This is a genomic window from Bradyrhizobium sp. LeoA1Lang (genome assembly GCF_055413685.1).
The window spans coordinates 30,609-49,010 of record NZ_JBVAPG010000020.1; the positions used below are offsets into that span (position 1 = coordinate 30,609).

15 protein-coding genes are annotated in these 18,402 nt (G+C 63.9%); 5 read left to right on the forward strand and 10 right to left on the reverse strand.

Annotated elements, in window-relative coordinates:
* Positions 1-8: 8 nt before the first annotated feature.
* Positions 9-641: a pyridoxamine 5'-phosphate oxidase family protein gene (locus ACZYOF_RS09975; protein WP_463715644.1), complete on the reverse strand. Its 633-nt coding sequence runs from the start codon at positions 639-641 to the stop codon at positions 9-11.
* Positions 642-758: 117 nt separating this feature from the next.
* Between ACZYOF_RS09975 and ACZYOF_RS09980 the strand changes: the two genes are divergently transcribed.
* The gene (locus ACZYOF_RS09980; RefSeq protein WP_463715645.1) at positions 759-1,652 is read left to right on the forward strand and encodes a LysR family transcriptional regulator; all 894 of its coding nucleotides are present in this window, start codon (positions 759-761) and stop codon (positions 1,650-1,652) included.
* 22 nt (positions 1,653-1,674) lie between these two features.
* Here the strand turns inward: ACZYOF_RS09980 and ACZYOF_RS09985 are convergent, their stop codons facing one another.
* Both ACZYOF_RS09985 and pobA read right to left on the reverse strand, forming a co-directional pair.
* On the reverse strand, positions 1,675-2,127 hold the full coding sequence (locus ACZYOF_RS09985; RefSeq protein ID WP_282529483.1) for a PaaI family thioesterase: 453 nt from the start codon (positions 2,125-2,127) through the stop codon (positions 1,675-1,677).
* A 288-nt stretch (positions 2,128-2,415) separates the two neighbouring features.
* Positions 2,416-3,585 carry a 4-hydroxybenzoate 3-monooxygenase gene (pobA, locus tag ACZYOF_RS09990; protein WP_463715646.1) on the reverse strand — a complete coding sequence of 390 codons (1,170 nt, stop codon included), beginning with the start codon at positions 3,583-3,585 and terminating at the stop codon, positions 2,416-2,418.
* Between the two features lie 138 nt (positions 3,586-3,723).
* Between pobA and ACZYOF_RS09995 the strand changes: the two genes are divergently transcribed.
* From ACZYOF_RS09995 to ACZYOF_RS10005, 3 genes are all read left to right on the forward strand, one after another.
* Positions 3,724-4,740, forward strand: a complete 1,017-nt coding sequence (locus tag ACZYOF_RS09995) for a TRAP transporter substrate-binding protein (protein ID WP_463715647.1) — start codon at positions 3,724-3,726, stop codon at positions 4,738-4,740.
* 172 nt (positions 4,741-4,912) lie between these two features.
* Positions 4,913-5,422: a TRAP transporter small permease gene (locus ACZYOF_RS10000; protein ID WP_130580581.1), complete on the forward strand. Its 510-nt coding sequence runs from the start codon at positions 4,913-4,915 to the stop codon at positions 5,420-5,422.
* Between the two features lie 6 nt (positions 5,423-5,428).
* Positions 5,429-6,748, forward strand: coding sequence for a TRAP transporter large permease (locus tag ACZYOF_RS10005; RefSeq protein ID WP_463715648.1), 1,320 nt, complete (start codon positions 5,429-5,431; stop codon positions 6,746-6,748).
* Positions 6,749-6,905: 157 nt separating this feature from the next.
* Here ACZYOF_RS10005 and glpK read toward each other — a convergent pair whose 3' ends face one another.
* From glpK to ACZYOF_RS10040, 7 genes are all read right to left on the reverse strand, one after another.
* Positions 6,906-8,408, reverse strand: a complete 1,503-nt coding sequence (gene glpK, locus ACZYOF_RS10010) for a glycerol kinase GlpK (RefSeq protein WP_463715649.1) — start codon at positions 8,406-8,408, stop codon at positions 6,906-6,908.
* A 228-nt stretch (positions 8,409-8,636) separates the two neighbouring features.
* A complete protein-coding gene (locus tag ACZYOF_RS10015; protein ID WP_282529478.1) occupies positions 8,637-9,410 on the reverse strand; it encodes an SDR family NAD(P)-dependent oxidoreductase in 774 nt (257 codons plus the stop codon).
* A 157-nt stretch (positions 9,411-9,567) separates the two neighbouring features.
* A complete protein-coding gene (pimD, locus tag ACZYOF_RS10020; protein WP_463715650.1) occupies positions 9,568-10,710 on the reverse strand; it encodes a pimeloyl-CoA dehydrogenase small subunit in 1,143 nt (380 codons plus the stop codon).
* Between the two features lie 167 nt (positions 10,711-10,877).
* Entirely contained in the window at positions 10,878-12,068 is a 1,191-nt protein-coding gene (gene pimC, locus ACZYOF_RS10025; protein WP_463715651.1) for a pimeloyl-CoA dehydrogenase large subunit, read from the reverse strand.
* A gap of 130 nt (positions 12,069-12,198) precedes the next feature.
* Positions 12,199-13,386 carry an acetyl-CoA C-acyltransferase gene (locus ACZYOF_RS10030; protein WP_463715652.1) on the reverse strand — a complete coding sequence of 396 codons (1,188 nt, stop codon included), beginning with the start codon at positions 13,384-13,386 and terminating at the stop codon, positions 12,199-12,201.
* Positions 13,383-15,077, reverse strand: coding sequence for a dicarboxylate--CoA ligase PimA (gene pimA / locus ACZYOF_RS10035; protein WP_130580588.1), 1,695 nt, complete (start codon positions 15,075-15,077; stop codon positions 13,383-13,385). Before pimA ends, ACZYOF_RS10030 begins: the two co-directional genes overlap by 4 nt.
* Before the next feature lie 120 nt (positions 15,078-15,197).
* On the reverse strand, positions 15,198-17,294 hold the full coding sequence (locus ACZYOF_RS10040) for a 3-hydroxyacyl-CoA dehydrogenase NAD-binding domain-containing protein (RefSeq protein WP_463715653.1): 2,097 nt from the start codon (positions 17,292-17,294) through the stop codon (positions 15,198-15,200).
* A gap of 172 nt (positions 17,295-17,466) precedes the next feature.
* Between ACZYOF_RS10040 and ACZYOF_RS10045 the strand changes: the two genes are divergently transcribed.
* Positions 17,467-18,330, forward strand: coding sequence for an IclR family transcriptional regulator (locus tag ACZYOF_RS10045; RefSeq protein WP_130580590.1), 864 nt, complete (start codon positions 17,467-17,469; stop codon positions 18,328-18,330).
* The last annotated feature ends 72 nt before the right edge of the window (positions 18,331-18,402 follow it).

Consider the following 18,402-nt stretch of genomic DNA (forward strand, 5'->3'; position numbering starts at 1 on the left):
GTTCTGATTCAATCAGAACCGAAGCTCCGGGGCTCGGCTTTCAATGCAGCCAGCTCCGCCTCGAGCTCGGCGATGCGTGCGTCGCGTGCGGCCAATGCCGCAGCGACATCGGCGGCATCGAACTTCTGTGGGATGTGCTGCGGACAGTTGGTGTCCCAGGTGGATATCTTGAACAGGATCACCTGCTCAGCCCGCGCCCTGTAATCCTTGGGCATCAGCGATTGCGTCAGCGCCGGGTCGTCGTCGACCAGGCGCGCTTCCCCCCAGAGCTTGACGCGTCTGCGATGCGCGTAATCCATCACGAAGATATACGCCTTCGGATTCTCCGACAGATTGCCTTGGGTGATGTACTGCCGGTTGCCGCTGAAGTCGGCGAACGCGATGGTGCTGGCGTCCAGGATCTTGATGAACCCCTTCGGTCCGCCGCGGTGCTGGATATAGGGCTGGCCATCGGCAGACGCCGTCGCGAAATAGAAGCTGTTGGCGTTGGCGAGGAAGGCCGCGAGATTCTCGTCGATCTCGGTGCGCCAGCCGCGCCGTTCGACTTGGGCATAGGCCTCGCGCGAACCTTTGCGCGCCTGGATCGCCTTCACCGCCGGCGTGAAAGCGACGTCACTCGGATAGGTCTGGGTGTCTGACATTTGAGCCTCTTGGCATGGAGCGCCAAAGCGTCGTTTCACCGTGGAAGATGGGACCGTTCCCCGGTCGAACAATCAAGGCGATTGACACTTCACTATTGCGCATTATGCAATAATGCGATGGACCGTATTGATGCCATGCAGGCCTTCGTCGCCGTGGCCGATCTGCAGGGCTTCGCCCCCGCCGCTCGAAAGCTCGGGCTGTCGCCATCGGCCGTGACCCGGCTGATCGCGGCGCTGGAGGAGCGGCTCGGCGCGCGGCTGTTGCAGCGGACCACGCGGTCCGTGACCCTGACCGATGCCGGCTCGCGCTATCTCGAGCGTATCAGGCGCATCCTTGCCGATCTCGAAGAGGCAGAGGAGGCGGTCGAGGGCGAACGCACGCGCCCGGCCGGGCGATTGGTGATCTCGGCGCCGGTCGGCTTCGGCCGCCTGCATGTCAGTCCCATGGTCACGGCCTATCTGAAGCGCTACCCCGACGTTGGCGTGGACCTCAGGCTGTCCGACCGCATGATCAACCTGGTGGAGGAGGGCGTCGACCTTGCCGTCAGGATCGGGCACCTGCCGGATTCGACGCTGGTTGTACGCCATGTCGGCGAGATGCGGCGCATCGTGGTGGCGTCGAAGCAATATCTGAATGCTCGCGGCGAGCCGAAGCGGCCCTCGGATATATCAGCGCACGACACCATTCAGTTCGGCGCCATGTCGGCGGCGCCGGATTGGCGCTTCGTCGAGGAAGGGCGGGAGGTCCGCGTTTCGTCGAGCCCGCGCTTTTCATCCAACAGCGCCGATGCCGCGATTCAATACGCCGAAGCCGGCGGCGGGCTGACGCGTGTGCTCGCCTATCAGGCGGCTGCTTCGCTGAAGGCAGGGCGGCTCAGGATCGTGCTGGCGAAATTCGAAGAGCCGCCGCTGCCAATCCACATCGTCTATCCGACCTCGCGCTTGCTCTCGGCCAAGGTGCGCACCTTCATCGATCTCGTCGCCGAGACCGCGGACTGGCGGTTCGGATGACGGTAATCGTGCCGGGTTCGCGCTACGCGCGTTCCGGAACGACGTCCTTCTTCGGCATCACCCGGAACGTCCCATTCGCCCGCGCGATGATGACGTCGTCCGCCTTCACCAGGCTCTGCGCAAAGCAGATCGTGCTGCCGGTCTTGATCACGTCGGTCTCGACCGCGAGCCACTGACCGATCTCCGCGGTGCCAATGAAATCGACCGCAAGCGAGACCGTTACCAGCGAGGATGTCCAGCCCATCACTTGGGCGCAGCTATAGCCCATCGCGTTGTCGGAGAGCGCCGCGATCAATCCGCCATGGATCAGGCCGCGCGAGTTGGTGTGCGCCTTTGCGAGCCTGAGCCCCATGATCACCGCCCTGTCGATGCGCTTCGAATAAAGCGGCTCCCAGGGATCGGTGAGCGGGCTCTTGCGGAAGTGAGGCTCAAAGCCTTCCGGAATGTCGGCAATGACTGATGTATCCGTGCTCATGGTCGGCCCGTATGTCTGATGATCTCGGCGCCATTGAACGCGATGTCGATGACAGTTTCACCGCATACAAAGTTTTAAACGGCATCTGCGCGGATGTTTGAAACACTCCGTCGTCATTGCGAGCGAAGCGAAGCAATCCATTTCTCCCCGCGTGGGCGCATGGATTGCTTCGTCGCTTCGCTCCTCGCAATGACGGCGTAGCCCGTAGGGTGGGCAAAGCGCAGCGTGCCCACCATCGCGAGCGGAGTGCTGATGGTGGGCACGCTGCGCTTTGCCCACCCTACAATTTTATAGCGGCAATCCGACGTAGTTCTCCGACAGCGACGTCGACGCCGCCTGGGAACTCACGAGATATTCCAGCTCGGCGAGCTGGATCCGTGCGCCGAACTCGCCCTGGTCCGGGAATTTGTGCAGCATCGAGGTCATCCACCAGGAGAAGCGCACCGCCTTCCAGACCCGCGCCAGCGCTCTGGCGGAATAGCCATCGATGCCGGCGGAAGATTTCTCGTCGTAGTACTCACGTAGGCCCTGCGACAGGTAGTGCACGTCGCTGGCGGCGAGGTTCAGCCCCTTGGCGCCGGTCGGCGGCACGATGTGCGAGGCGTCGCCGGCCAGGAACATCCTGCCGAAGCGCATCGGCTCGGCGACGAAGCTGCGCAGCGGCGCGATGCTTTTTTCGATCGAGGGACCGGTGACGAGTTCGTCCGCCGCCTTCTGGTCGAGCCGCCGCTTCAGCTCGTCCCAGAAACGTTCGTCGGGCCATTGGTCGATGTGATCGTCGAGCGGACACTGCACGTAATAGCGGCTGCGGTGCATCGAGCGCATCGTGCACAGCGCAAAGCCCCGCTCATGGTTATTGTAGATCAGCTCGTGCGAAACCGGAGGGGTATCCGAGAGGATGCCGAGCCAGCCGAACGGATAGACCCGCTCATACGTCTTGATCGCGGAATCCGGCACGCTGGCGCGGCTGACGCCGTGGAAACCGTCGCAGCCCGCGATGAAGTCGCAGATGATCTCGCCTGCTTTGCCGTCCTTCACGTAAGAGACGCGCGGATGGTCGGTGTCGAAATCATGCGGCTGGACATCGGCGGCCTGATAGATGGTGGTGAGCCCGGCCTGCTGCCGCGCGTTCATCAGGTCGAGCGTCACCTCGGTCTGGCCGTAGATCATGACCGTCTTGCCGGTCGCCGCGTGCATGTCGATGCGATGGCGGGCGCCGCCGAAGGCGAGTTCCAAGCCGTGATGGATCAGCCCCTCGCGATGGGCGCGCTGGCCTGCGCCGACCTCGTCGAGCAGGCTGACCGTGCCCTCCTCCAGCAGGCCGGCGCGGATCCGCGCCAGCACATAGTCCGGCGTCTGCCGTTCCAGGATCACGTTGTCGATCCCGTAGGCGTGAAGTAGTTGCCCAAGCAACAATCCTGCCGGACCTGCGCCTATGATTGCTACCTTTGACCGCAATATTTGCTCCTCCCGATATTGTAGGCTTTAGCTTATACCGCCTGGCGGGTCGCTGTCGTCAGCTTGCAATGGTGATTATATCATATAACAATAATCGCAAAGGGCCGCCAAAGGCCTGCAAAGAGGGAGAGGATGCCGATGAGGAAGACGGTTCTGGCGTTGCTGCTGGCCGCCAGCGTGACCCCTGCGTTCGGGCAGGAGAAGAATTTCGACCTGAAGATCTCGCATTGGGTGCCGGCGTCCCATCCGCTGCAGAAGTCGCTGGAGGACTGGGCCACGGCCGTGGAAAAGGACTCCGGCGGCACCATCAAGGGCAAGGTGTTCCCGGCGCAGCAACTCGGCAAGGCCTTCGACCATTACGACATGGCGCGCGACGGTATCGCCGATGTCACCTATGTCAATCCGGGCTACCAGCCCGGCCGCTTCCCGATCGTCGGCGCCGGCGAATTGCCGTTCCTGATTTCGGACGCCAAGGGCGGCTCGATGGGACTTGATGCCTGGTACCGCAAATATGCCGAGAAGGAGATGAAGGACGTCAAATACTGCCTCGCCTTCGTCCATTCGCCGTCTTCGTTCCATTCGCGCACCAAGAAGATCGTCGTGCCTGAGGACGTCAAAGGCCTGAAGATCCGCCCCGCCCATGCCACCATGGCCAATTTCGTCACCTCGCTGGGCGGCACCAATGTGCAGTCCTCCGCGCCTGAAGTGCGGGATATCATCGAGCGCGGCGTGGCCGACGGCGTCACCTTTCCCTGGGGCTCGCTGGTGCTGTTCGGCATCGACAAGGTGACGAAATACGACATGGAAGCGCCGCTCTACGTCACGACCTTCGTCTTCGTGATCAACAAGGACAAGTACAACGCGATGTCCGACCGCCAGAAGGCAGCCATCGACAAGAACTGCTCGACCGAGATGGCGGGCATCGTCGGCGAGCACTGGGGCAAGTTCGAGGACGCCGGCATCGACAAGGTGAAAGCCGAGTCCGGTCACGAGGTCTACAAGCTGACGCCGGAGCAGACCGCGCTGTGGAAGAAGGCGGCCGAGCCGCTGGTCAAGACCTGGGCCGACGGCGTCAAGAAGACCGGCGTCGACGCGGACGCCGCGATGGCCGACCTGAAGGCCTCGCTCACGAAGTACAACGCGCTCGCGCAGTAGTTCTCCCTCTCCCGCTTGCCGGAGAGGGCCGGGGTGAGGGTGTCTCCGCGATGGGACCGTCCGCGTGGAGAGAGCCCTCACCCGGCGTTAATGCCGACCTCTCCTGCAAGCGGGAGAGGTGAACCGAGCTTGCGGATAGACGATCGATACCAAGCCATAGGACGCCCCGTATATGAAACGCGCTTACATGGACCGTTTCATCGACACGATCGAATGGATCGCGGCCGGATTCGTCGGCATCGTCGCCGCCAATATCTTCCTCGCGGTGCTCTTGCGAAACACGCTGAACTACTCGATTCCCGATTCCTTCGACATCGGGCGGATGCTGCTCGGCATCCTGATTTTCTGGGGCATCGCCGCGACGTCCTATCGCGGCACCCACATCACCGTCGACCTGGTCTGGGCCAATGTCGGGCCGAGATACCAGCGCCTCATCGACGTGTTCGCGACACTGGTGCTGCTGTTCGTCGTCACCGTGCAGACCTGGACGTTGTTCGACAAGGTGCGCGGCACCTATAACGACAATGTCCTGACCTTCGATCTGCATATGCCGACCTGGCCGTTCTTCGCGCTCGCCTGGATCGGCGACGTCTCCGCCGTGCTCTTGATCGCGATCCGCACTTACAGATTGATCTTCCACCCGGAAGAGATGCACGATCCCAAGATCAAGGCGACGGAGTAAGCGCCGATGAGCACCGACGCCGTCGCCATCCTCGGCTTTGTCGCGCTGTTCGCGCTGATGCTGCTGCGCGTGCCAGTCGGCATGGCGATGGGCCTCGTCGGCGTCTGCGGTTTCAGCTATCTGGTCGGCGCCACGCCGGCGCTGAAACTGGTCGGCCAGACCTCGATGCGCACGGTGACCGATTACACCTTCGGCGTGATCCCGATGTTCCTGTTGATGGGGACCTTCGTCAGCAATTCCGGCATGAGCCGCGAATTGTTCCGCGCCGCCAACGGCTTTGTCGGCCATCTCCGCGGCGGGCTCGGCATCGCCACTGTCGCCGCCTGCGGCGGCTTCGCCGCGATCTGCGGTTCCTCGGTCGCGACCGCCGCGACGTTCTCGGCCGTGGCCTATCCGGAGATGCGCCGTTTCGGCTATCCGCAATCCTTTGCCACTGGCGTGATCGCGGCGGGCGGCACGCTGGGCGCAATGCTGCCGCCGTCGACTGTGCTCGCGGTCTACGGCATCATCACCGAGCAGGACATCGGAAAGCTCTTCATCGCCGGCATCATCCCGGGCCTGCTCGCGATGACCATGTACATGATCACCATCGCGCTGATCGGCTATTTCAGGCCCGGATTCCTGCCGACGGGCAAACGGATGCCGTGGCGCGAGCGCTTCGCCGGCCTGCGCGACATCTGGGCGCCGGTGCTGCTCTTCATCTTTGTCATTGGCGGCCTCTACGGCCTGCCATTCCTGCCGCGCTTCACGCCGACGGAGGCCGGCGGCGTCGGCGCCACCGGCGCGTTCCTGATCGGCATTCTCACCGGACGATTGGACAAGGAGAAGATCCTGAACTCGCTGTTGCAGGCGACGCGCACCGCGGCCGCTGTGTTCACCGTGCTGATCGGCGCGCTGATCTTCGGCTATTTCCTCACGGTGACTCAGACCCCGCAGAAGGTCACGGAGTTCCTCACCAGCCTTGGGCTCGGCAGCTACGGCATCCTCGCCGTCATCATGGTGATGTATCTCGTGCTCGGCTGCCTGATGGACGCCATGGCGATGATCATCCTGACCGTGCCGATCATCTTCCCGGTCATCATGCACCTTGGTTTTGATCCGATCTGGTTCGGCGTCATCATCGTGATGACGGTCGAGCTCGGCCTGATCCATCCGCCTGTCGGCATGAACGTGTTCGTGATCAAGAGCGTGGTGAAGGACGTCTCTTTCTCCACGATCTTCAAGGGCGTGATCCCCTTCGTCGTCACCGACCTGATCCGTCTCGTGATCCTGATCGCCTTCCCGCTGCTCGCCACCTGGCTGCCGCAACGCATGATGGCGAATTGAGGTCCAACCCCTTGCTCCGTCATACTCCGCGAAGGCGGAGTATCCAGTAAGCCGCGGCCTCGCGGCTCAATCACTACTGCCTCTGGAATACTGGATCACCCGCCTTCGCGGGTGATGACGGTGGAGTAAGTGGTGACGGCGGAGAAGAGAGGGCTGCTCACTCCCCCTCGTCGCTCGCCAGCACGCCCTTCACCGCGCGCGCCCAACCCGCGAGCTTGCGTTCGCGCGTGGCCTGGCTCATCGCGGGCTTGAAGCGGTGCTCCAATCGCCAATTGTCCGCGAATCTTGTCGGCTCGGGATACACGCCCGCCTGCAGGCCGGCCAGATAGGCGGCCCCTAACGCCGTGGTCTCCTGGATCATCGGGCGGTCGACCGGGGCGTCGAGCAGGTCGGCCAATCGCTGCATGGTCCAGTCGGACGCGGTCATGCCGCCGTCGACGCGGAGCACGATATTGGCTGCCGTCGAATCCGGCCAGTCGGCGCGCATCGCGGCCCAGAGATCGTAGGTCTGGTAGCAGACGCTTTCCAGCGCGGCATGCGCGAGCTCGGCCGGGCCGGTGTTGCGGGTGAGGCCGAACAGTGCGCCGCGCACGCGTGGATTCCAGTAGGGCGCGCCCATGCCGACAAAGGCCGGCACCAGATAGACGCTCTGCATCGAATCGGATTTGTCGGCGAGCGGCCCGGTCTCGGCGGCCTGCCTGATGATACCGAGCCCATCGCGCAGCCACTGCACCGCGCTTCCGGCGACGAAGATCGAGCCTTCCAGCGCGTAGGTGCGTTTGCCTCCGAGCTGGTAGGCGATCGTGGTCAGCAGCTTGTTCTTTGACTTCACCGGCGTCGTGCCGGTGTTGAGCAGCGCAAAGCAGCCGGTGCCATAGGTCGATTTGATCATGCCGGGCTCGAAACAGGCTTGCCCGATGGTTGCGGCCTGCTGGTCGCCGGCGATGCCTGCGATGGCGATGCTGCCGCCGAACAGGTCGGGGACGCTGTCGCCGAATTTGGCGGAGGAGTCCTTCACCTCCGGAAGCATCGAGCGCGGTACGCCGAGGATCTTCAAGAGCTCGTCATCCCACTCGCCGGTGTGGATGTTGAACAGCAGGGTGCGCGAGGCGTTGGTGGCGTCGGTCGCGTGCACCTTGCCGCCGGTGAGCCGCCACAGCAGGTAGCAATCGACGGTGCCGAACAGGAGCTCGCCGCGCTCGGCGCGCTCTCTCGCGCCGGGCACGCCGTCAAGGATCCAGGCGACCTTTGTCCCCGAGAAATAGGGGTCGATGATCAAGCCGGTCTTGGCCGAGATCACAGGCTCATGGCCTTCGGCCTTCAGTCTGGCGCAGAAGTCCGCGGTGCGGCGGTCCTGCCAGACGATGGCGCGGTGCACCGCCTGACCCGTAGCGCGGTCCCACACCACAGTGGTTTCGCGCTGGTTGGTGATGCCGATCGCGGCGATGTCTTTCGCCTTCAGGCCCGCCTTCTCCAGCGCATTGCGGCAGGTGGCGATGGTCGAGGTCCAGATGTCCTCCGGCTCATGCTCGACCCAGCCGGAAGCAGGGAAATGCTGCGGGAACTCCTGCTGCGCCACCGCCGCGATGGAGATATCGCTGCGGAACACGATGGCGCGCGAGGACGTGGTGCCCTGATCGATGGCCAGCACAAAGGACATGGCGCTCCTTCCCGGACGTGATTGCTTGTTGCGCCAAGGGAGCGGATTGGCGCGGGAAGGTCAATATCTCAGGTCGGGCGGGCTGCTTAACCTCGCCCCGCTCTTGCGGGGAGAGGTCGGCGCGCAGCGCCGGGTGAGGGGACGCGCCGCATTCACGGTGTTCGGAATTCGTGGAGGCAGCCCTTCACCCCGACCCTCTCCCCGCAAGAGCGGGGCGAGGGAGAGCCGCTACACCGCCGCCGTGGTGACGCCGCCGTCGATGACGATGGTCTGGCCGGTCATGAAGGTGGAGGCGTCGGAGGCGAGATAGGCCACCGCGCCGGCGATCTCGTCGGGTTCGCCGATGCGGCGGAGCGGGGTGGTGGCGGTGCGCCGTTTCAGAAGCTCCGCGTCTTCCCAGAGCGCGCGGGCGAAATCGGTCTTGACCAGCCCCGGCGCGACGCAATTGACGCGCACGCCCTTCGGTCCCCATTCGCCGGCGAGGCTGCGGCAGAGCGCGAAGTCGGCCGCCTTCGAGATGCCATAGGCGCCGATCACGGTCGAGCCGCGCAATCCCCCGATCGAGGAGATGATCACGACGGAGCCATTGCCGCGCTCGGCCATTTGCGGGATCGCCAGCGCGCAGAGCCAGATGTTGCTCTTGACGTTGGAGCCCATGATCTTGTCGAACGCCTCGTCCTTGATGTCGAGCAGCGGGCCGTAATACGGGTTCACCGCAGCGTTGCAGACGAGGATGTCGATCTTGCCGTAATGCTTGGTCGCGCCCGAGATCAGCGCCTCGACCTCCTCGCGGCGCGAGATGTTGCAGGGGATCACATGCGCATCGCCGCCGTTACTGTTGATGCCGTCGGCCACTTCCTTGCAGGCGTCGGCCTTGCGCGAGGAGATCACCACCTTGGCTCCGAGCTTCGCCAGCAGTTCGGCGGAGGCACGGCCGATGCCGCGGCTCGAGCCGGTGATGACAGCGACCTTTCCGGTGAGATCGAACGGGGTGTTCTTCATTGTTGTTTCCCTCTTCTGTTCTGTTCGCATTTTGCCACACCGTCATGGCCGGGCTTGACCCGGCCATCCACGCTCTTGTTTTGCCGCCAAGACGTGGATGCCCGGGCATGACGGTCATTGTGCGGCTGCAGCCTCCCAAGTCACGAGCGGGCGGAGACTAGATCAACCCGCCCGCGTCAGCGACACGGCGCAGGTGATACTCGGTGTCGCCAAAGGTGTTCTCGATCATGGTGAGACGCTTGAAGTAGTGGCCGATCTTGGCCTCCATGGTCATGCCGATGCCGCCATGGAGCTGGATCGACTGCTGGCCGACGAACTTCAGCGACTTGCCGATCTGCACCTTGGCCGCCGCAATCGCGCTCGCGCGCTCCTTGGCGTCCGCGAAGTCACCAGCCATGGTCGCGAACATCGACATCGAACGGGCCTGCTCGGCCGCGACGAACATGTCGGAGGCGCGGTGCTGCAGGCTCTGGAACGAACCGATCGCGACGCCGAACTGCTTGCGCGTCTTGATGTACTCGACGGTCTCCTTGAGCGACTCGTCCATCGCGCCGACCGCCTCCGCGCACAGCGCGACGCGGGCTTCGTCGACCACGCGCTCGATCAGATCAAGCGCATCCTCGGGGTTGCCGATCGCGGCATCGCTGCCGACTTCCACGCCGGTGAAGGTGATATCCGCGGCGTGCAGGCCGTCCTGGGTCGGATAGCCCTTCCTGCTGATGCCCTTGGCGTCGGCCGGCACCAGGAACACGCCGATGCCGTTTCTGTCGCGCCGCTCGCCCTTGGTGCGCGCGGTCACGATCAGCGTGTCGGCGTTCTCGCCGTTGAGGACGACGAACTTCTCGCCGTCGATGACGTAAGCCGAGCCCTTCTTCTTGGCGGTCGTGGCGACGTCGAACAGGTCGTAACGCGAGTTCTTCTCGAGCTGCGCGAAGGCAAACGTCTTGCTGCCGTCGATGATCCCAGGGATATGCGCGGCCTTCTGCTCGGCCGAGCCGCCATGGCGCAGGAAGCCGCCGCCGATCACCACGGTCGCAAGATAAGGCTCGAGCACCAGCGCCTTGCCGAGCGCTTCCATCACGATCATGGTCTCGACGCCGCCAGCGCCGAACCCGCCATCGGCCTCAGTGAAGGGCAGGCCGAGCAGGCCCTGCTCGGCGAGCTTGCTCCAGACGGCTTTGCTCCAGCCGCCCTTCTCCTGCATGTACTTCTTGCGCTGCTCGAAATCGTAGGAATCCGTCAGCAGGCCGTCGATGCTTTCCTTGAGAAGCCGCTGCTCCTCGGACAAATCAAAATCCATGTTACCGTTTCTCCAAAATCACGCGGGCATCGTTGCTGCCCTGATCTCCCATCGTCATCCCCGCGAAGGCGGGGATCCAGTACCCACCGGCGGTCATCGTGAACCACGATCGCCGCGGCGTACTGAGTCCCCCGCCTGCGCGGGGGACGACAGTTGAGTTTGCGGCCTCAAAGCCCCAGCACCGCCTTGGCGATGATGTTGCGCTGGATCTCGTTGGAGCCGCCGTAGATCGAGACCTTGCGGTTGTTGAAGTAGCTCGGCGCGATCTGGGCGGTCCAATCCATGGCCTCGTTCGAGCCGTCGTCGCCATGCACGTCATAGGGCGCGGCGAACGGGCCGATCACTTCCATCAACAGCTCTGTCGTGGTCTGCTGGATCTCCGAGCCCTTGATCTTGAGCACCGACGATGCCGGGTTGGGCTTGCCCTTGCCATGCTTGCCTTCGTCGGCGACGACGCGAAGCTGGGTCAATTCCAGCGCCTTCAGCTCGATCTCGCAGGCCGAGAGTTTTTCGCGGAAGGTCGGATCCTGGATCACCGGCCGGCCCCCGGATTCGACCTTGGAGGCGAGCTCCTTGATGCGGCGCAGCCGTTCCTTGGAGACGCCGACCCGCGCAATACCGGTGCGCTCGTTGCCGAGCAGGAATTTGGCGTAGTCCCAGCCCTTGTTCTCCTCGCCGATCAGGTTCTCGATCGGAACCTCGACATTGTCGAAGAACACTTCGTTGACTTCACAGCCGCCATCGATGGTCTGGATCGGCCGAACGGTGACGCCCTTCGACTTCATGCTGAACACGATGAAGGAGATGCCCATCTGCTTCTTGGCGCTGGGATCGGTGCGGCACAGGCAGAAGATCATGTCGGCATGCTGCGCCAGCGTGGTCCAGGTCTTCTGGCCGTTGATGATCCACTTGTCGCCCTTGCGCTCGGCCTTGGTGCGGAGCGAGGCGAGGTCCGAGCCCGAGCCCGGCTCCGAGAAGCCCTGGCACCACCAGTCGTCGACACTGGCGATGCGCGGCAGGTATTGCTTCTTCTGCTCCTCGTTGCCGAAGGTGTAGATCACCGGACCGACCATGCTGACGCCGAAGGCGAGCGGCTGCGGCGCCGGATAGGCTTGCAGCTCCTCGTTGAAGATGTAGTGCTGCACGGATGTCCAGCCGGTGCCGCCATATTCCTTCGGCCAGTGCGAGACACCCCAACCCTTCTTGTTCAGGATGCGCCACCAGGTGACCATCTCATCCTTGGAGAGGTGACGGCCCTCCTGCATCTTCCGCCGCGTGTCCGGCGGCACATTGTCCCTGAAGAACGCCCGCACTTCCTCGCGAAATGCCACTTCTTCCTTGGTGAAAGCGAGATCCATCGGATCCTCCTTGTGATGAATTATCTGTCATTCCGGGGCGCGCGTTAGCGCGAACCCGGAATCTCGAAGTAACAAACCTCTGGATTCCGGATCGGCCGCTTCGCGCCCGTCCGGAATGACGCAATGAGCCTTAGTGCACCACCTCGAACAAGCCGGCCGCGCCCATGCCGCCGCCGACGCACATGGTCACGACAGCATATTTCGCCTTGCGGCGGCGGCCTTCGATCAGGGCGTGGCCCGTCAGCCGGGCGCCCGACATGCCGTAGGGATGGCCGACCGCGATCGCGCCGCCATTGACGTTGAGCTTCTCCGGATCGATGCCGAGCTTGTCGCGGCAATAGAGCACCTGCACCGCGAAGGCCTCGTTGAGCTCCCAGAGGTCGATGTCCTCGACCTTCAGGCCATGGCGCTTGAGCAGGCGCGGCACGGCGAAGACCGGGCCGATCCCCATCTCGTCGGGCTCGCAGCCGGCGGAGACGAAACCACGGAAGATGCCGAGCGGCGTCAAGCCGCGCTTGGCCGCTTCCTTGTCGCTCATGATGACGGTCGCACTGGCGCCATCGGAAAGCTGGCTGGCGTTGCCGGCGGTGATGGTAAAACCTTCGCCGCGCACCGGCTTCAGGCCGGCAAGGCCTTCGGCCGTGGTGTCGGGCCGCGGACCCTCATCCTGCGACAGCGTCACCTCCTTGAACGAGACCGCGCCGGTCGCCTTGTCGGTCACCGCCATCTGGGTGGTGATCGGCGCCAGCTCGTCCTTGAACTTGCCGCCCTGCTGGGCGGCTGCGGTGCGGCGCTGGCTCTCCAGCGAATATTCGTCCTGTTTCTCGCGCGAGATGTTGTAGCGCTTGGCGACCACTTCGGCGGTGTCGATCATGGGCATGTAGACCTCGCCCTTGATCTTCAGGAGTGCCGGGTCCTGCGCGTGGAACGTATTGATCTTGTCGTTCTGCACCAGGCTGATCGATTCACCACCGCCGCCGACCGCGATCTCGACGCCGTCGAACAGCACCGAGCGCGCGGCAAGCGCAATCGCCTGCAGGCCGGAGGCACATTGCCGGTCGATGGTGGTGCCGGCGACGGTCACCGGAAGGCCGGCGCGGAGCAGCGCCTTGCGCGCGATGTTGCCGCCGGTTGAGCCCTGTTGCAGGGCTGCGCCCATCACGACGTCCTCGATCTCCTTCGGGTCGACCTTGGCGCGGGCGACCGCCTCGCCGATGGCGTGTCCAAGCAGGGTCGCGCCTTCGGTGACGTTGAGTGCGCCGCGATAGGCCTTGCCGATCGGCGTGCGGGCGGTGGAGACGATAACGGCGTCGGTCATGAACGACCTCCTGTTGCGGTTTCTGGTTGTTGTTTCGTTGCGCTGTCCGAAGCGGCCTTCTGCTGACGCAATTCGTGGCGGGAAAGTTTTCCGACCGGCGTGCGCGGCAATTCCTCGACGAATTCGAGCGCCGCCGGCAGTTCATGCTTGCCGAGCTTGCCGGTGAGGAAGGCGCGCAGATCGTCGATCGTGAACGACGCCGCTCCGTCGCGCAGCTTGATGAAGGCTTTCGCAGCCTCGCCCCGGTAGTCGTCGGAGATGCCGATCACGATCACTTCCTGCACCGACGGATGCGTATAGATCGCCTGCTCGATCATCTGCGGATAGACGTTGAAGCCGCCGGAGATGATCATGTCCTTCTTGCGGTCGACCAGGTAGAAATAGCCGTCCGCATCCATGTAGCCGATGTCGCCGGTGAGGAAGCGGTCGCCGACAAAGGCTTCCGCGGTTTCCTTCGGCCGGTTCCAGTAGCCCTTGGTGACATTCGGCCCGCGAATCCGGATCTCGCCGACTTCGCCCACGGGCAAGACCTGCTTCGGATCATCCAGCGAGACCACATCGAGCTCGATGCCCGGCAGCATCAGGCCGATCGAGCCGGGCTTGTCCGGCCCTTCCTTCACATGACCGGTCCCCGGGGAACAAGTCTCCGTCATGCCCCAGCCGCTGCGCAGCTTCATGCCGACCCGGCGCTCGAAGATCTTGGCGACTTCCACCGGCAGCGGCGCGCCGCCGGAACCGCAGCTCACCAGCGAGGATAGGTCGCGCTTGTCGAGATCGGGCAGGGCGGCGATCGCGATCCACATCGTGGGCACGCCCGGGAACACAGTGGCGCGCTTCTCCTCGATGTCGCGCATCACGGCCTGGACGTCGAAGCGCTGGTGCAGCGAGATCAGATGGCCGTGCCGGATCGATGACAGCAGCACGACCGTCAGCGCATAGATGTGGAACAGCGGCAGCACGCAGATCACGCGCTCGATCGCGTCGCGCTCCGCGCGGGCCGCCTTGCCCCAGACTTCATAGATCGACACGGCTGCAGTCAGGTTGCCGTGGCTCAGCATCGCGCCCTTCGGCAGGCCGGTGGTGCCGCCGGTATATTGCAGCAGCGCGACGTCGTCGGCGCTGACCTCAGGCCATTTGGCCGGCCTGGTCGCGCCGTCGACGAACTGGCGATAGGTGATGATGGCGGGATTGTCGGGCAACGCGGTCTGGGGTGTGCCGATCTTGCCCCAATGATCGTCCTCGCAGACGATCAGCCGATCGAGCAGGCCCTTGTCGAGGAACTTCAGCGCCGTCGGCAACAGCGCCGAGAGATTGCTGGTGATAAGGATACGCGCGCCGGAATCCGAGAGCTTGTGCGAGAGCGCGATCTCGCCGTCGAGCGGCGAGAGATGTACGACGCGGGCACCCGCCTTCAGCGCGCCGAAGAAGTTGATGGGATGGTCAGGCGTGTTGCCGAGGAACAGCGCCACCGAGGTATCCCTGCCGTAGCCGGCGCGCAGGAACGCGGCAGCCGCGGTTTCGACCAGCGCTTCCAGTTCCGCATAGGCGATCGGCCGGTCGCGGAATTCGATCACCGTCCTCGGGCCGTAGGCTGCGGCGGCGGTCGACAGCAAATCAGGCAATGTGCCGCGCGCGATCGGGTCGTCCCAACGCACGCCCTTCGGATAAAACTGTTCGCCGGGATGGGTCATGATGCTCCAGCCAGATACGCCGTCATTCCGGGGCGCGACGAAGTCGCGAACCCGGAATCTCGAGGTTCCGGGTTCGCGCTGCGCGCGCCCCGGAACGACAACGAGTGAGCACACGGCCCATCAAGCCGCCTTCGACGCCGCGGCGAGCGAAGCAAACGTCTTGCCTTCGTCGGCGAGGCGCTTGAGCAGCGGCGCCGGCTCGAGCGAGGGATCGTTGGTCTCCTTGGCATAGAAGGCGAGGCGATCGGCGATGTGCTTCAGGCCCACCGTGTCGGCCCAGAACATCGGGCCGCCGCGGTAGATCGGCCAGCCATAGCCATAGAGCCAGACCACGTCGATGTCGGAAGGCCGCGCCGCGATGCCCTCCTCCAGGATGCGCGCACCCTCGTTGATCATCGGGTACATCATGCGCTCGAGGATCTCGTCGTCGCTGACGACGCGCTTCTTGCGGCCGAGGCGCGCGAGCGTCTCGTCAATCAGCTTCTCGACTTCCGGATCGGGCAGTGCCGCGCGCGAGCCGGCTTCATATTTGTAATAGCCCTTGCCGGTCTTCTGGCCGAAGCGGCCGGCCTCGCACAGCGCGTCCGCGATCTCCGACTTGATGCCGCGGTCCTTGCGCGAGCGCCAGCCGATGTCGAGGCCGGCGAGGTCGCCCATCGCGAACGGGCCCATCGGCATGCCGAACTTGGTCACCACGGCATCGACCTGCTGCGGGAGCGCGCCCTCGAACAACAGCTTTTCGGCCTGCTTGCCGCGCTGGGCCAGCATGCGGTTGCCGACGAAGCCATCGCAGACGCCGACCACCGCCGGCACTTTTGCAATTTTGCGCGCGATCGAGACTGCCGTCACCAGCGCATCGGGCGCAGTCTTCTCCGCGCGCACGATCTCGCACAGCTTCATAACGTTCGCGGGCGAGAAGAAGTGCATGCCGAGCACGTCCTGCGGCCGTTTCGTCTCCTTCGCGATGTCGTCGATGTTCAGGTAGGACGTGTTGGAGGCGAGCACGGCGCCCGGCTTGGCATATTGATCGAGCTTGCCGAACACTTCCTTCTTGACCGCCATGGTCTCGAACACCGCCTCGATGACGAGGTCGGCGTCCTTGACATTCTCGAGGCCGACCACGCCGGTGATGAGCGCCATCCGCTTGGCGGGCGCATCTGCTGGGATACCACCACGGGCCGCTGTCGCCTCATAGTTCTTCTGCATCACGCCCAGGCCGCGCTTGAGCTGCTCCTCGCTGGTCTCGATCAGCGTCACAGGAATGCCGGCATTGGCAAACGACATCGCGATGCCGCCGCCCATGGTGCCGGCGCCGATGATCGCGACACGCTCGACCGGCCGCGACTTCGTGCCATCTGGTACACCAGCGATCTTCGCGGCTTCGCGTTCGGCAAAGAAGGCATAGCGCTGCGCCTTGGACTGGTCGCTGGCGACCAGCTTCAGGAAGGTCTCGCGCTCCTTCTTCAGGCCTTCATCGAACGGAAGGTCGATCGCAGCACCGACCGCGTCGGCGGCGGCGAACGGCGCTTCCAGACCGCGTGCGCGCTTGGTCATCGCGGCGACGGCATTGGTGAAGATCGAGCGGTCGGCTTTCGCCGCAGCGAGCTTGGAGTCGTCGTCGCGCAACTTGCGCAATGGGCGCTTCTCCGCCAGCAGCTTGCGCGCGAAAGCTTCGCCGCCGGCGGCCGGTCCCTCGACGATCTCTTCGATCAACCCGCTCTTGAGCGCTTCCGCGGCGCCGATCGGATCACCGCCGACGATCATCTTGACCGCAAGTTCCGGTCCGACCGCGCGCGGCAGCCGCTGGGTGCCGCCCGCGCCGGGTAGCAGGCCAAGCTTGACTTCGGGCAGGCCGAGCCGGGCGTCCTTGGTCGCCACGCGATAGTGGCATGCCAGAGCAACCTCGAGGCCGCCGCCGAGCGCGGTGCCGTGGATCGCGGCAACGATCGGCTTCGGTGAATTCTCCATCACCTCCAGCACCTCGTTGAGGCCGGGCGGCTTCGGCGGCTTGCCGAATTCGGTGATGTCGGCGCCGGCGATGAAGGTGCGGCCGGCGCAGGTCAGCACGATCGCCTTCACTTCGGCATCGGCAATCGCGCTCTTGATGCATTCCAGGATGCCGCCGCGTACCGCGGCACTCAGCGCATTGACCGGAGGATTGTTAACCGTGACGATGCCAATGTCGTCATGCCGCTCGAGTTTTACGACTTCGCTCACGAGACTCTCCTTGGATGCTGTGTTCTTTTGCAGTGTGTTCTTTTGCAAGGCGTTCTTGCAGTTCTTGCGTTTAGTGGCTAATTTCGCACTGCGAAATTAAATTCCACATCTTGACAGGGAGGGTTATTTTGAAGCACGTCCCTTGTCAACGAGATCGACAAAGTGACAGGGAATGAAGCGTTCAGGAAAGAAGGCGGCGACCGATCGCAATTTTGTGGTCGCGCTTTCCCGTGGATTGGAAGTCCTGCGCGCATTCCGTCCCAATGACGGGCTTCTCGGCAATCAGGAGATTGCGGCCCGCACCAATTTGCCGAAGCCAACCATTTCACGGTTGACCTACACGTTGACCAAGCTCGGTTACCTTACACCCGTCCCGCGTTTCGAGAAGTACCAGCTCGCGCCCTCTGCCATGGCGCTGGGTTATGCCGCGCTTGCCAATCTCGGCGTCCGGCATTTGTCCGAGCCCTATCGCGAGGACGTGATGCGCGCGACCGGCGGTGCGGTTGCGGTGGGCGGGCGCGACCGGCTTAGCATGATCTATTTCGGACAGAGTCGGAATGGACTGACGCTCGGCGTTCAGCTCGATGTCGGTTCGCGGATACCAATAGCGACCACCGCGATGGGACGCGCCTATATCTGGGCGCTGCCGGACGATGAGCGTGCCGCTTTGCTGCGCGAGCTTCGCGACCACTACGGCAGCCGCTGGCCAAAGATACGCGACGGCATCGAGCGCTCGGGCGAATTGGTAGCGAAGCGCGGTTTTGCAATTTCTGCTGGCGAATGGCAGGACGATGTTCACGCCGTCGGCGTCGCATTGCAGCTTAATGACGGAACCGGTCCGTATGCGTTCAATTGCGGCGCGCCGGCATTCCGCTTTACGGAAGACCGGTTGCTCGACGATATTGGACCTCGCCTTGTCGCGATGGTAAGGAACATCGAGCAGGCGCTTGGTGGGGTAGCGCCGCAATCCAGAAAAGCTGAAAGCAAAAAGTCGAGATCAGGAGGGAAAGTTGCACGTGTGGCCGAGGGCATCTGACAGCCTTCTTCATCGCCGGCGCGATCATTCGCGCGGCGCTCTCCGCCCTCTCAAGCGGGCGGGCGAGACGAG